Below are 13,293 nucleotides of genomic sequence, written 5' to 3' on the forward strand. Positions count from 1 at the left end.
CTGCATGATAAGGCCTACAAGCAGCACGTGCCGCCGCCGCTGGCTGTGATCTGGCGCGCCTTCTCAAAGTCGGATCGGTCGACGTGGGGACCTTCGAGGCGGCCGACCCGCTCGCGTGAGCGGGAGCCTCGATCTCGCTAGATGGCGCCGCTCGCCAGACCATGGATCACGCCCAGCAGCGAACAGCCGCCCAACACCCAAAGCATGCCAAGCTTGAAGCGGAACACGGCGAGCAGGGCGATGATGGAAAGGCCGAGCGCCGCCGGGTTCACGCTGGTCAGCACCGGGATGTCGAGGGTCGCGCCTGCCACATGGATTTCGCGCAGTTCGCCGAACAGAACATGCAGCGCGAACCAGACCGCGAGGTTGAGGATCACGCCGACGACAGCGGCGGTGATCGTGGCCAGCGCCGCCGAGAGTGCCTTGTTCGAGCGCAGCGTCTCGATGTAGGGCGCGCCGAGGAAAATCCACAGGAAGCAGGGCGTGAATGTCACCCAGGTGGTGAGCAGACCGCCCAGGGTGCCGGCCAGCAAGGGCGGCATCGCACCCGGCGAACGGAAGGCCCCCATGAAGCCGACGAACTGGGTCACCATGATGAGCGGACCGGGCGTGGTCTCGGCCATGCCCAGCCCATCCAGCATTTCGCCGGGCTTCAGCCAGCCATAGGTGCCGACGGCTTGCTGGGCGACATAGGCGAGCACGGCATAGGCGCCGCCGAAGGTGACCACGGCCATCTTCGAGAAGAACATGGCGATCTCGGCAAAGACGTTTCCCGGCCCCTTCAACAGAAGCAGGGCCGCGACAGGCGTCAGCCAGAGCACCAAAAGAATGGCCGCCATCCTGAGCGACCAGGCCGTCGCATTGCGGGCATGGGCCGGAATATCATCGCCAAGCGCGGTGTCGGCATCGGCGACTTGGTTCTTACCCATCTTGCCGTGGCCATTGGCAGCGGCGAAGGCTGCCCAGCCGGCCCGGCCACCGAAATAGCCGATCAGCGCGGCGGAGAGCACGATCAACGGAAACGGCACCCGGAAGACGAAGATGGCGACGAAGGCGGCGGCTGCCAATGCCACCATCACCTTGTTGCGCAACGCGCGCTTGCCGATGCGGGCGACCGCTTCCAGCACGATCGCCAGCACGGCCGCCTTGAGGCCGAAGAACAGCGCCTGCACGACCCCGACATTGCCGAAGATCGCATAGATCCAGCTCAGCGCCATGATGGCGACGAGGCCGGGCAGCACGAACAGGATGCCCGCCACCAGCCCGCCTTTCGTCCGGTGCAGCAGCCAGCCGATATAGATCGCCAGCTGCTGCGCTTCCGGGCCGGGCAAAAGCATGCAGTAGTTCAGGGCATGCAGGAACCGGGTCTCGCCGATCCAGCGCTTTTCCTCGACGAGGATGCGGTGCATGACGGCGATTTGCCCGGCCGGGCCGCCAAAGCTCAGCGCGGCAATCCTGGCCCATACCTTGATCGCTTCGCCGAAGCTGATGCCATGCGCTGCATGACGGTCCGGTGTGGTGGTCGCCGCGTTCGGAACTGTGACAGTCATTGCGCGGCTCCCGGCCTGACGTTCGGCCAATTGTGCGTCTCGTCGGTCGCGTCGCGGCACCAACGATAGAAGGCATCGTAAAGCGCGATGCCGGCTTCCAGTTGGGCAAGGTCGTCGGAATACATGCGCGAAAGGCCGAGCGATGCCGCAAGCAGCCCGGCTGCCTCGGGGGCGAGGTCGAGACGCGCGGTATCGGCACCGCGCACAATGGTTGCAAGCCGAAGCAAGGGATCGCTGGCGAGCCCGAATTCCTCGACCATGGTGTCGAAGCTGCATGTGTCGCCGCGATGGCTCCAGAACACGCCCTCCACGTCGAACGGCGTGGCATGGAAGCGTTCAGCCACGCCCGCCACCTCCTGCGGTGCTACGAACAGAAAGGCAGCGGCCGGATCGACAAAACGCCGGATCAGCCAGGGACAGGCGATGCGGTCGATCTTCGGCCGTGCCCGCGTCACCCAGACGGTGCGGCCTGTCGCATCGCGTGGCGGCACCTTGTTGGCGGGCACCGCCGGCAAGCCAGCGGCGAACCAGGCCTCGATACCGCCTTCGAGCGAATCGGCCGGCAGCCCGAGCTGACGCAGCCAGGCTGCGCAACCTTCGCTGAGCTTCTTGCCGCTTTGGCAAATCACCACCGCCGAAGTCTGGCTGATTGCCGAATGCCAGATTTGAACGTCCTGATATGGTCGCCTGAGCGAGCCGGGCACGAGGCGCGGGTCGAGAGCGAAGTCCTCGTCGTTGCGTACATCGATCAGCGCCGGGCAATGCGGCGTGCCGATCAGGCGGGCGAGCTTGTCGATGGATATGGTCGTTGGGGATGGCATGACGCGTCCTTCCGTTTACCGGGTTTCTGGACGCGATTCTTGGGCCGTAGCCTCGTGGGGAGATCGCAATCCCCATAATGGCGATCATTTGCCCGCCGCCGCGACAAGTCAAGCGGTGGCTTGATTGTGGCCTGCGAAAGTGCGCAACGGATCGCCTTTTCCGAGGGGCACGATCCCCGGGCGCTCTCACGAAATGGCCGGCCTCAGGACCCGGTCGAATTGCCTGGAGCGCCGAGGTTTTGCGGCTCTCCGATCTCGACCGCATGTCCGTCGGGGTCATAGAAGCGGAACACGCGTTGTCCCCAGGCTTGACGCTCGACGGGATGGATCAGCTTCACATGCGGCGTGATGGCCTCGAAAGCCGCGTCGACATCCTCATGCTCGAAATAGAGGAGCAGGTTCCGCCGCCCGTAGGGTTCCGTCGCCTGGGATACCTTGCCCCAGACAGTCTGTTCGAGGGCTTGGCCCTCGTGGATCGCGAATCCGGTCTCGAACAGCACGAAGCTTCCAAAATCCTCCACGATCTTCAGGCCAAGTGTCTTTTGGTAGAATTCCCTGGAGCGGCCGATGTCGCTGACGAAGGGGATCGGATTGATGAAGCGCATTGGGCTCCCTTCGCAGCTTCAGGTCGTCATGGCGAGCCGGCGCTGCGGCCGCGCACCACCACCTACTGCCCCCCGGTCACCACCGTCAGCACCTTGAACGGCGTGGTCACGACGATTTCCGCGACCGAGCCGACGGCGCGGCCGAGACCGCTGCCGAGGTTTTCGAGCGGCTGGTCGCCGCCGGGCTCGGCCGAGGCGAGCGCTGCCGGCGTGCGCAACTGTTTGCCCAGCAACTGCACCAGGAGCGGGTTGTCGGCGAATTTGGCGTGGTTGAGGCTGTCGCCGCTCTGGGTCTTGGTGAGGTCGGCCACCACCACGCCATACTGGGCGAGATCGGCGGCATTGCCATAGTCGCCGACGCGCGGCTTGTCGCCGGAAATGAAGGTGGAAAGCTGCAGGGCGCGATCGTCGGCCGAAAGCAGCACGGTGAAGGGCCGCTTCGGCTTGCCGTAGCGCAGCATCTGCTTCTTGAAGACGTCGACGTCGATATCGGGAGAGGCCAGAACGACGTAGCCCAGCTTGCCCGAAAGGTCGCGGTCGCCGGTGATCGCCAGCTGGCGCAACGCTTCCATCGCCACCCAGTTGCCCATGGAATGGGCGATGATGTCGATGCTCTTGGCCTTGGTCTTCGCCAGCATCCTCAGCGTCGCCTCAAGATCGTCGCGGGCGGCGTTGGCGCTTTCCTTGTCATAGATGTAGCCGGTGGTCTTGCCGGCCGAGGCCCAGGAAAACAGCACCGGCGTGCCGGGATAATTAGTGTCCTGCACGATCTGCGTCAGCCGGAAGACGCCGTCGTCGAAACCGTTGTTGTAGCCATGCACGAACACCAGCACGCGTCCGTCGGCGCGGGCGATGTCGGCGCCGACCGCCTGTTCGAATTCCTTGGCGTTGCCGTACAGCACGGCGCGCTGGGCGGTGAAATGCTTGGCGGGGTCGCTCTGCCCGCGGCCTCTTGCCCGCTCGATCTTGCCGACTTCATGGATCTTCGGCACGGAGACGTCGACGCGTGCATATTGCGTGTGCAGCGAACGGTCGCTGCTGAACACCTGCCTGGGCTCGGTCTTCGCGGGCTTGCGGGTGGTGGCGACATAGATGTCGTGCGTGGCCGCGATGGCGGAAGCCGGCGCTTCGACAGCGGTCTTGTTCAGGAGATCGTGCGTGTTCGAGCCGGCGCAGCCGGAGGCTGCAAGCGCGATGGCGACGACGAACAATGCCTTCCAGCGCATGATGCCGTTCCCGATGTCTTCACGCCGGAGCCTGGCGTCCATCCTCGAATAGTGGCTGAACCGAGCCCAGTCCAGCGCAATCCGGCTTTGTCTACATCATGCCGAGCTGGCGGATACGGTCGGTGACCTGGCGGTCGCTGGCGAAGCCGTCGTCCTCGCGCAACCGCTGTCCGAGCAGCCTGACCATCTCGGGATTGTCGGCGAACTTGTTGTGGTTGAACGCGTCGGTGCCTTGCTTGGACGACAGATCGACCACCGAAACGCCGTACTGTGCCAGGTCGTCGGCGTTCTTGTAGTCGCCGAGCCGCGGCCGCGAACCGGCCAGGATTCCCGACAGGCGCAGCGCCCGGTCGTCGTCGGACAAAAGCACGATGAACGGCTTGTCCGGCTTGCCGTAGCGGCGCATCTGGCTCTTGAACACGTCCACGTCGATGTCGGGCGAGGCCAAAACGACATCGCCCAGCTTGCCGCCGAGATTGCGGTCGCCGGTGATGGCCAGCTGCCGCAGCGTTTCCATCGTCACCCAGGTGCCCATGGAGTGGGCCACGATGTCGATGCGGCGGGCGCCGGTCTGCGCCAGCATGCGCAGCGTCACCTCCAGCTGGTCGCGGGCGACGCTGGCGCTCTCGCGGTCATAGACATAGCTGGTGGTCGAGGCGCCCGAAGCCCACGAGAACAGGACCGGCGTGCCGGGATAGTTGGAATCGTTGACGATCTGGGCGAGGCGATAGACAGCGTCGTCGAACGAGGTGTTGTAGCCGTGCACGAACACGATGACGCGGCCGCCGCGCGCGGCGATATCGGCGTTGAGCGCGGTCTGGAATTTTGGCGACGCGTCGTAGCCGACCATCTGCGAGGCCATGAAATATTTCGACGGATCGTCGGAGGTGCCGCGGCTCTTGCGCTCGATCTGGCCGACCTGGTGCTCCTTCGGCACCGTGACGTTGACGCGCGCATAGTTCAGCGAGGCCGAGCGATCGCCGTCGAAGCCCTGGTTCGGATCGTCGGCGCGCTTGCGGGTCGTGGCGATGAAGATGGCATGATTGCCGACGATGTCGGAGACCGACGCCGTGACAGCCGCACTGCCCAGCACCTCCTGCGACGACTGCGTGGCGCAGCCGGCGGCAAGGAGCGCCGCCGCAATGATCAGGAACCTTCTCAAACGCACGATACGTCCAGCCCTGCTAATGCCGGCTCCCGCCGGTTCTCGGTTAGATGGAAGCAGCCTCCGGACAAGCGAAGTGCGGCCAAAGTAAGTCCAGGGCCGCGAAAACCATGCCCACGGCGATCTGTCGAGAGCCAACTGTTGCACCAAAGCCAAAATGGCGTCAGGAACGGTTACAACAATCGCAACAAGGGCTTGTCCGATGACCAGCTTCGCCGACCGCGTCGCCAATGCCGCCGCCGCGGTACGCCAGATCTTCCCCGAGACGCCCCTGCAGGAGAACGACTACCTGTCACGCAAATTCGGCGCGCGGGTGCTCCTGAAGCGCGAGGATTTGACGCCGGTGCGCTCCTACAAGATCCGCGGCGCCTTCAACTTCTTCCGCAAGGCGCTGGCCGAGGGCAACGAGGCAGAGTTGTTCGTATGCGCGTCGGCCGGCAACCACGCCCAGGGCTTCGCCTTCGTTTGCCGCCATTTCGGCCGCAGGGGCGTGGTCTTCATGCCGGTGACGACACCGCAGCAGAAGATCGACAAGACAAGGCTGTTCGGCGCCGAATACGTCGAGATCAGGCTGGTGGGCGATTTCTTCGACGAATGCTATCGCGCCGCCTTCGAATTCACCGAGCAGAGCGGCGCCCATATGGTGCCGCCCTTCGACCACAAGGATATCATCGAGGGACAGGCCACCGTCGCTTATGAGATCGCCGACCAGATGCCCGGCGCGCGCGTGCCCGACATCGTGCTGCTGCCGGTCGGCGGCGGCGGGCTGGCCGCCGGCGTGTCGCATTATTTCGCCGAGCGGGGCAGGGTGCCGCGTTTCGTCTTCTGCGAACCGGCCGGCGCGCCGAGCCTCAAGGAAAGCCTCGCCGCCGACAAGCGCGTCAAACTCGCCAAGGTCGACAATTTCGTCGACGGCGCGGCGGTGGCCGAGATCGGCCGCGAGCCGTTCCGGCACCTGAAAGGCTTTTCGCAGGATGACGTGCGGCTGGTGCCCGAAAACCGGCTCTGCGCCACCATGATCGAGATGCTGAATGTCGAGGGTGTCGTGCTGGAACCGGCGGGAGCGCTCGCCATCGACGCGCTCAAGGATTTTCCGCGCAAGGAGATCAAGGGCAAGACCGTCGTCGCCGTCGTCTCGGGCGGCAATTTCGATTTCGAGCGCCTGCCCGACGTCAAGGAGCGGGCGCTACGCTTCGAAGGCTTGAAGAAATACTTCATCATCCGGTTTCCGCAGCGGCCGGGCGCGCTGCGCGATTTCCTCGAAATGCTGGGACCTGACGACGACATCGCCCGCTTCGAATATCTGAAGAAGTCGGCGCGCAATTTCGGCTCGGTGCTGATCGGCATCGAGACCAAGGATCGCCGCAATTTCGATCTGCTGCTCGCCAATTTCGACACACATGGCGTGCAATATCAGGACATCACCGAAAACGAGACGCTGGCGGGCTTCATCATATGAGCGAGATTGGTTTCGTCGCGCTGTTTTCCGGCATCAATGTCGGCGGCAACCGCATCGTGAAAATGGCGGAGCTGCGCGCTTTCTTCGAGGAGCTCGGCTTCACCAATGTCGCCAGCTACGTGCAAAGCGGCAATGTCGTGTTCCGCGCGGCCAAGGCGGATGCGGTGGCGCTGACCAGGACGATCGAGGCGGCGTTCGAGAAGCGCTGGGGCTTCTATTCGCGCATCATGGTGCGCGACGCCGCCTGGTTCGAGCGGCTGGTGGCGGACAATCCTTATCCGGAAGTCGCGGAGGACCCGACCAAACTGCACGCGATGGCGCTGGAGCGGGAGCCGACGGCCGAGGAAATCGGCCGGCTCGCCGAAAAATGCACGGGACCGGAGCGTTTCGCGGTTAAGGGCGACGTGCTCTACCTTCACGCGCCGGACGGGCTCGGCAGGTCGAAATTCGCCGAAATCCTGCCGCGCACGCTGAAGGTGCCCGGTACCACGCGCAACTGGCGTTCGGTGCTTGCGCTGGCCGAGATGGTTTCGCCGGCGCCGCGCTGAGGCGGCGAAGGATCAGGCAGCCTGGCGTTGCCAGGCGAAGGCCAGTTCCTCGCGGAAGGCAAAACGCTTGATGTGGTCCTCGACCACGCTCTCCAGGCGCTCCAGCGATGCCGCATCGGCGGCGGTCAGCGCGATGCGCAGCGCGGTGTCGCCGGCGTCCATCACGGTGCGGCCGATGGTCAGCTCGATCTCGCCATGGTTCGGGTCGAAAGAGACCGGAAACTTGTGCGCCCAATGTTTGCAGAGCTGCTGCAGATAGCGGCTGGCATGTTCGGTGGCGACGTCGGCATGACTGTTGGACATGGAATTCTCCGTTTTCGATTGTCCTGGCTGGCGTCACGCTGGCTGGGTGAGGCGGGCCTGACCTGAAATAGGTCGGACCCGCCGGAAGTCAGGTATCTTGTTACCAGGTACCGGTGTTCGGCATCGAGGCCCAGGGTTCGGCCTTGCCCTTGGCCGGCCCCTTCTGCAGCAACTCGATCGAGATGCCGTCGGGCGACTTGATGAAGGCCATGTTGCCGTCGCGCGGCGGGCGATTGATGGTCACGCCCTTGTCCATCAGCTGCTGGCAGGTGGCGTAGATGTCGTCGACCTCGTAGGCGAGATGGCCGAAGTTGCGGCCGCCCTTGTAGTCTTCGGGATCCCAATTGTAGGTCAGCTCGACCAATGGCGCGCGCGCCTCGACGCCGCTTGCCTCGTCTTCGGATGCCGCCAGGAAGATCAGCGTGAAGCGGCCCTGCTCGTTTTCGTAGCGGCGCACTTCCTTCAAACCCAGCTTGTTGCAGTAGAAGTCGAGGGATTGTTCGACATTGGCCACACGGACCATCGTGTGCAGATAGCGCATATTCGTCTCCAAGCTTGGGGTGTGGCGCACCATAGGGGTCGTGAGGATACCCCGCAACGTAGAAAAACAACGCGACGGCAGTCGGCAAACAACGTTTGTGGTGGAGATTGAATGAGCCGGTGAAAAAAGGCACGTCAGCTCTTGCACACCCCGGAAGCCGCAGTGTTAATCTCATGTAAAGAATCAGTTGATGCAGTTTCGGAGAAAGGGGGCGTTCTGATGGGGGAAAAAGCCTCTCTGATCGGGCGGGGTGCGCTTCTAGGCGACACCGCCGGGCTCGACGAGATCGGTGAAACGGCGGACCTTTTGGAGGTCTCCGGCGCCATCAAATGGTTCGACGTTGCCAAGGGTTATGGCTTCATTCTTCCCGACGAAGGCGATTCCGGCGATATCCTCCTGCATGTGACCTGCCTGCGCCGCGACGGTTTCCAGACCGCGCTCGAAGGCGCGCGGGTGGTCTGCCTGGTCAAGCAGGGCGATCGCGGACTGCAGGCGTTCCGCGTCCTGTCGATGGATATCTCGACGGCGGTGCATCCTGCGGAGATGCAGGAACAGCGCACCCATGTCGCGGTTACGCCCGAGAGCGGGCTGGAGCGGGCCCTGGTCAAGTGGTTCAACCGCACCAAGGGATTTGGCTTCCTGACGCGCGGCGAAGGCACCGAGGACATCTTCATCCATATGGAGACGTTGCGCCGCTACGGTGTCACCGAATTGCGGCCGGGCCAGGTGGTTCTGGTGCGCTATGGCCGGGGCGACAAGGGGCTGATGGCCGCCGAAGTCCATCCCGATGTGGGAACCCTGCCGGTAGCGCATTAAGCGCACCGCATTCCCAAAGCGATGGCCGCCGGAAGGCGGCCTTTTGTTTATCCGCCCATGTGTTTATCCGCCATGCGCCGTTTTCCCGCCGTCGATGACGAGCGAGGCACCGGTCATGTAGGGGTGGTCGTTCGAGGCAAGCACCAGCGCGAATGCCGCGATCTCGTCGGCGGTGGCCATGCGGCCAAGGCCGGGCACGTTCGACTTCGCCCATTGCGCGGCCGCGACTTTCCAGGCGGCGTCGGGAATTGCCTCCATGCCGGCGACGCGCCGCACCAGTTCGGTGTCGGTCGTGCCCGGCAGCAGCGCGTTCACCCGGATGTTGTGGGCGGCATAGTCGAGCGCGGCGGCCTGGACCAGCCCGACCAGCGCGCGCTTGCTGGCTGTGTAGGCGGCACGCTTCGCGCTGGTGGCGATGGCGTTGGACGACGAGGTCACGACGATGGTACCGCCGCCCACCGCCATCATATGCGGGAGCTGGTATTTCATGGCCAGGAACACACCGCGCAGATTGGTGTTCACCACCCGGTCCCATTCGTCGGCGCTATATTCGTGCAGCGTCTTTTCCAGCGTGATGCCGGCATTGTTGAACGCCACGTCGAGGCGGCCGTAGCGGTCGACGACCTTGGCGATGAAGGCGCTCACGTCCTCTTCCTTCAGCACGTCGGCGGGCACATAAAATGCATCGCCGCCGGCCGCCTTGATCTCGTCTTCGACCTGTTGGCCGAGATGCTGGCGCCGGCCGCAGAAGCCGACCTTGCCGCCCTCGCGCGCAAAGGCGATCGCGGCGGAGCGGCCGATGCCCGATGTGGCGCCGGTGACGACGACGACCTTGCCTTCGAAGCGCCGGCCTTCGATGCGTGGCGGAGGCGGCGGGCTGGACGATTGGCCAAGCACCACGCCGCCGGACAGGCCGAGCGCCAGCCCGGCGCCCACGCCCACTGCCGCCGTGCCCAATATGCGCCGTCGCGAGGGTTTGCCGGTGTCTTGCGTCATTGTTTTCTCCTTTTGCGGGCGCTGACGTAAGTTCGTTCAGCGCATGTGTGGCCGTTCATCGGCGGCGATCATGGTGCAATCTCCCTTCTCCCCTTGCGGGAGAAGGTGGCCGAGCGCGGCGGCGCAGCCGCCGTAAGCGAGGTCGGACGAGGGGTGCTGGACGGAGTGCGCCCGTGCCAATGCCTCCCCTGAGATCAAGGTGTCCGACCCGCATCGCGTCGTTTCTTCCAACACCCCTCATCCGGCTTGGCGCGTGATGCGGTAGACGGCGGCCGGCGGCACGTTGCGCAGGGTCCTGCCGACCCGCTCGGCCTTGAGGTTGAGCTGCTCAAGTACGGACGGCGCAACCGGGCAGCGCGGTCCGTAGGTGAACTGGTAGAAGGCCGCCTCGGGTCGTAGCCACCGGAACGAACCGGCGAGGATCGCCGTCACCTTGGGCGGCGGCATCGACAGGAGCGGCAACCCGCTTATCGCGGCGCCAGCCATCGCGGCGTCGAACAGCGGTGACTGGCCGATCGCGGCGGCATCGATTTCCAGCACCCTTGCATCTGGGAAACGCAGCCGCAGCAATCTGGCGAAATCCCCGCCGAGCTCGACGAGGGTGAGGTCGCTTTCGACCACCTGCCGCCTGATGAGTGCGCGGGTGAAGACGCCGGTGCCGGGCCCGAGTTCCAGCACCGGTCCCGTCGCGCCGGAGATCTCGCTGGTGATCAGATCGGCCAATGCCTGGCTGGACGGCGTCACCGAAGCCACCCGCAAGGGAGCCGATATCCAGGCGAGAAAGAAGGCGAGTGCGTCGGCCGACATGGCTGATCTCCGGTAGTGTGCCGGCGCCCAACGCGCGGCAAACCCGAAGGTAGGTCTCTTGAAACTGTCCGAGAATACGACATAAACTACATGTACTATGCATTCAGGCTTCATAATTACTCGCGATCAGCTGGACGGTGTGGTTGCGTTCCTGCGCGTCGCCGAATTGCGTTCCTTTCGCGCCGCCGCGCAGGAACTCAGCCTTTCGCCATCGGCGCTGAGCCAGATCGTGCGCGCGCTGGAGGCCCGCATCGGCGTAACGCTTTTGACGCGCACCACCCGCAGTGTCGGGCTCACCGAAGCAGGAGAGCGCTTCGTCGATCACGCCCGCCCGGCGCTGGACCGGCTGATGTTGGGTTTCGAGGCCGCGCAGGCGCTGGGCGCCGAAGTGACCGGCCTGCTGCGCATCACCGTGCCGCGCCCGCTATTGCCGTTGCTGGCCGACGAGTTGCTGTCGGAATTCTGCGGCCGCTATCCGGCGCTGGAAGTCGAACTGTTCGCCGAGAACGCGCTGACCGATATCGTCGGCGAGGGTTTTGATGCGGGCGTGCGGCTGGGTGAGCTTGTCGAGGCCGACATGGTGGCGATGCGGCTGACGCCTTCCTTCCGCTTCGTCGTTGTCGGCGCTCCGCACTATTTTGCCCGCCACGGCCGGCCGCAGCGACCGGCCGACCTGCAGCTTCACCGCTGCATCCGTTCGCGCCGCGCCTCGCGACGCGCGATCTATCGCTGGGAGTTCATCGAGGATGGCCGCGACATCGAGGTCTCGGTCGACGGTCCGCTGATCGTCAATGATGGGGACTTGAACATCGCCGCCGCCATCAAGGGGCTTGGACTGGCCTATGCGCCGGAGCCGCTCGTCATGCCGCTGGTGCGCAAGGGGGAGCTTGAAGTGGTCCTCGAAAAATACGCGCCCGATTCACCTGGATTGTTCCTTTATTACCCCAGCCGCTCCCAGATGCTGCCCAAGCTGCGCGCCTTCGTCGACTTTGCGCGCGAGCGCGTGCGTGCCCGTTTCGCGAGATTGATGGCATGACGGTTGCCGGCTTGGCTTTGCCTGTTCGGCATGCTCCAACAGGCGTCGTCACGATTCCGGCCGCTTTGCATGGGTCGATGGGCGAAGCTGATGTGAGGCCGCGATGGTTCGATTGAATGCCGTGAAGGAAGCCAGACCTTCGCTTGCCGCCGTTGCCATGTTGGCGGCGCTGGTCGCCATCTGCCTCAGCCTGTTCGTGCTCTCGCCGGCCACCGCCGAGAACCAGGCGATGATGCTGCCGGTCGATGCAGCGCCTTTGGTCGCGGTCACCGCCAAGGGCGACCGCGCCTTCCAGATCGAGATCGCCGACACCGAGGACGAACGCGAGGCGGGACTGATGTTCCGGCAGACCATGCCGGACGACCGCGGCATGTTGTTCGTGTTCGATCAGACCGAGGGCGTCGGTTTCTGGATGAAGAACACGCCGATGCCGCTCGACCTGATCTTCATCGGCGAGGATGGCCGCATCAGCGCCATCCGCAAGGGCGAGCCGCAGTCGGAGGCCGTCATCGCCCCTGACGCCCCCGTGCGTTTCGTGCTCGAGCTGAAAGCCGGTACCGCGGCTCGCCAAGGCATCGCCGAGGGCGACCTGATCAAGCACCCGGCCGTCCAGGCCGTTTCCGGCACCAAGTGAAGAGAGCGGGACCACGCCATGCAATCCTTCAGCCATGAAGGCTTCGACCTTGCTTTCCTCGACCGCCAGCCCGCCTCGGGCAGCGGCGACCCGGTGCTGATGATCCACGGTTTCGCCTCCAGCCATTATGTGAACTGGGTGGCGCCGGGCTGGTTCAAGACGCTCAACGATGCCGGCTACCGCGCCATCGCCTTCGATCATCGCGGCCATGGCGCGTCGACCAAGACTTATGACGGCGCCGATTACACGCCCGACAAGATGGCGTCGGACGCGGCGGCGCTGCTCGACCATCTCGGCATCGAGCGCGCCCATGTGATGGGCTATTCGATGGGCGCGCGGGTGTCAGCCTTCCTGGCGCTGTCGGAACCTGGCAAGGTGGCGACGCTGGTACTTGGCGGGCTGGGCATCGGGCTGGTCGACGGTGTCGGCGACTGGGACCCGATCGCCGAGGCGCTGCTCGCAGACGAAGCAGCAGCTATCACCCATGCGCGCGGCCGCATGTTCCGCGCCTTCGCCGACCAGACCAAAAGCGACCGTGAGGCCCTTGCCGCCTGCATCATCGGCTCGCGTGACGAATTGTCGGAGGACCAGGTGGCGCGCATCGCCCAGCCGACGCTGATCGCCGTCGGCACCACCGACGACATCGCCGGCTCGCCGGACGAACTGGCCGCACTCATGCCCAACGCCACGGCTTTCCACATCGAAGGCCGCGACCACATGCTTTCAGTCGGCGACCGCACCTTCAAGAAGCGCGTGCTGGAATTCTATTCCGAACATCCGCTCTGA

Annotated in this window: 15 protein-coding genes; 6 read left to right on the plus strand and 9 right to left on the minus strand. The window is 64.7% G+C overall.

What is annotated here, in order from left to right; translation table 11 throughout:
- Positions 1-137 precede the first annotated feature (137 nt).
- From chrA to AB4136_RS10645, 5 genes are all read right to left on the minus strand, one after another.
- Complete coding sequence (gene chrA, locus AB4136_RS10625; protein ID WP_137900458.1) at positions 138-1,550, minus strand: chromate efflux transporter; 1,413 nt, start codon at positions 1,548-1,550, stop codon at positions 138-140.
- On the minus strand, positions 1,547-2,371 hold the full coding sequence (locus AB4136_RS10630) for a sulfurtransferase/chromate resistance protein (protein ID WP_137900459.1): 825 nt from the start codon (positions 2,369-2,371) through the stop codon (positions 1,547-1,549). Before AB4136_RS10630 ends, chrA begins: the two co-directional genes overlap by 4 nt.
- Before the next feature lie 203 nt (positions 2,372-2,574).
- On the minus strand, positions 2,575-2,976 hold the full coding sequence (locus AB4136_RS10635; RefSeq protein WP_137900460.1) for a VOC family protein: 402 nt from the start codon (positions 2,974-2,976) through the stop codon (positions 2,575-2,577).
- A gap of 62 nt (positions 2,977-3,038) precedes the next feature.
- A complete protein-coding gene (locus AB4136_RS10640; RefSeq protein WP_137900461.1) occupies positions 3,039-4,202 on the minus strand; it encodes an alpha/beta hydrolase in 1,164 nt (387 codons plus the stop codon).
- Positions 4,203-4,293: 91 nt separating this feature from the next.
- Entirely contained in the window at positions 4,294-5,370 is a 1,077-nt protein-coding gene (locus AB4136_RS10645; protein ID WP_024926578.1) for an alpha/beta hydrolase, read from the minus strand.
- Positions 5,371-5,569: 199 nt separating this feature from the next.
- On the opposite strand from AB4136_RS10645, the gene ilvA reads away from it, so the two are divergent.
- Entirely contained in the window at positions 5,570-6,826 is a 1,257-nt protein-coding gene (ilvA, locus tag AB4136_RS10650) for a threonine ammonia-lyase IlvA (RefSeq protein ID WP_024926577.1), read from the plus strand.
- Positions 6,823-7,374: a DUF1697 domain-containing protein gene (locus AB4136_RS10655; RefSeq protein WP_024926576.1), complete on the plus strand. Its 552-nt coding sequence runs from the start codon at positions 6,823-6,825 to the stop codon at positions 7,372-7,374. The genes ilvA and AB4136_RS10655 overlap by 4 nt, the downstream gene beginning before the upstream one ends.
- Positions 7,375-7,386: 12 nt before the next feature.
- Here the strand turns inward: AB4136_RS10655 and AB4136_RS10660 are convergent, their stop codons facing one another.
- Positions 7,387-7,677, minus strand: coding sequence for a DUF2218 domain-containing protein (locus AB4136_RS10660; RefSeq protein ID WP_024926575.1), 291 nt, complete (start codon positions 7,675-7,677; stop codon positions 7,387-7,389).
- A 100-nt stretch (positions 7,678-7,777) separates the two neighbouring features.
- Positions 7,778-8,218 (minus strand): lactoylglutathione lyase, encoded by a 441-nt coding sequence (gene gloA / locus AB4136_RS10665; RefSeq protein WP_024926574.1) that lies wholly within the window; start codon positions 8,216-8,218, stop codon positions 7,778-7,780.
- A 219-nt stretch (positions 8,219-8,437) separates the two neighbouring features.
- On the opposite strand from gloA, the gene AB4136_RS10670 reads away from it, so the two are divergent.
- Positions 8,438-9,034 carry a cold-shock protein gene (locus AB4136_RS10670; RefSeq protein ID WP_024926573.1) on the plus strand — a complete coding sequence of 199 codons (597 nt, stop codon included), beginning with the start codon at positions 8,438-8,440 and terminating at the stop codon, positions 9,032-9,034.
- 63 nt (positions 9,035-9,097) lie between these two features.
- On the opposite strand, the gene AB4136_RS10675 is transcribed toward AB4136_RS10670, so the two are convergent.
- Both AB4136_RS10675 and AB4136_RS10680 read right to left on the minus strand, forming a co-directional pair.
- Entirely contained in the window at positions 9,098-10,030 is a 933-nt protein-coding gene (locus tag AB4136_RS10675; RefSeq protein ID WP_024926572.1) for an SDR family NAD(P)-dependent oxidoreductase, read from the minus strand.
- A 237-nt stretch (positions 10,031-10,267) separates the two neighbouring features.
- Entirely contained in the window at positions 10,268-10,837 is a 570-nt protein-coding gene (locus tag AB4136_RS10680; protein WP_024926571.1) for a class I SAM-dependent methyltransferase, read from the minus strand.
- A gap of 139 nt (positions 10,838-10,976) precedes the next feature.
- On the opposite strand from AB4136_RS10680, the gene AB4136_RS10685 reads away from it, so the two are divergent.
- The 3 genes from AB4136_RS10685 to AB4136_RS10695 all read left to right on the plus strand — a co-directional run bounded on the left by AB4136_RS10685 (position 10,977) and on the right by AB4136_RS10695 (position 13,293).
- Positions 10,977-11,873 (plus strand): LysR family transcriptional regulator, encoded by an 897-nt coding sequence (locus AB4136_RS10685; RefSeq protein WP_307419330.1) that lies wholly within the window; start codon positions 10,977-10,979, stop codon positions 11,871-11,873.
- A gap of 103 nt (positions 11,874-11,976) precedes the next feature.
- Complete coding sequence (locus AB4136_RS10690) at positions 11,977-12,507, plus strand: DUF192 domain-containing protein (protein WP_024926569.1); 531 nt, start codon at positions 11,977-11,979, stop codon at positions 12,505-12,507.
- 18 nt (positions 12,508-12,525) lie between these two features.
- A complete protein-coding gene (locus AB4136_RS10695; protein WP_024926568.1) occupies positions 12,526-13,293 on the plus strand; it encodes an alpha/beta fold hydrolase in 768 nt (255 codons plus the stop codon).

Source organism: Mesorhizobium sp. 2RAF21 (assembly GCF_052115345.1).
Classification (GTDB): domain Bacteria; phylum Pseudomonadota; class Alphaproteobacteria; order Rhizobiales; family Rhizobiaceae; genus Mesorhizobium; species Mesorhizobium terrae.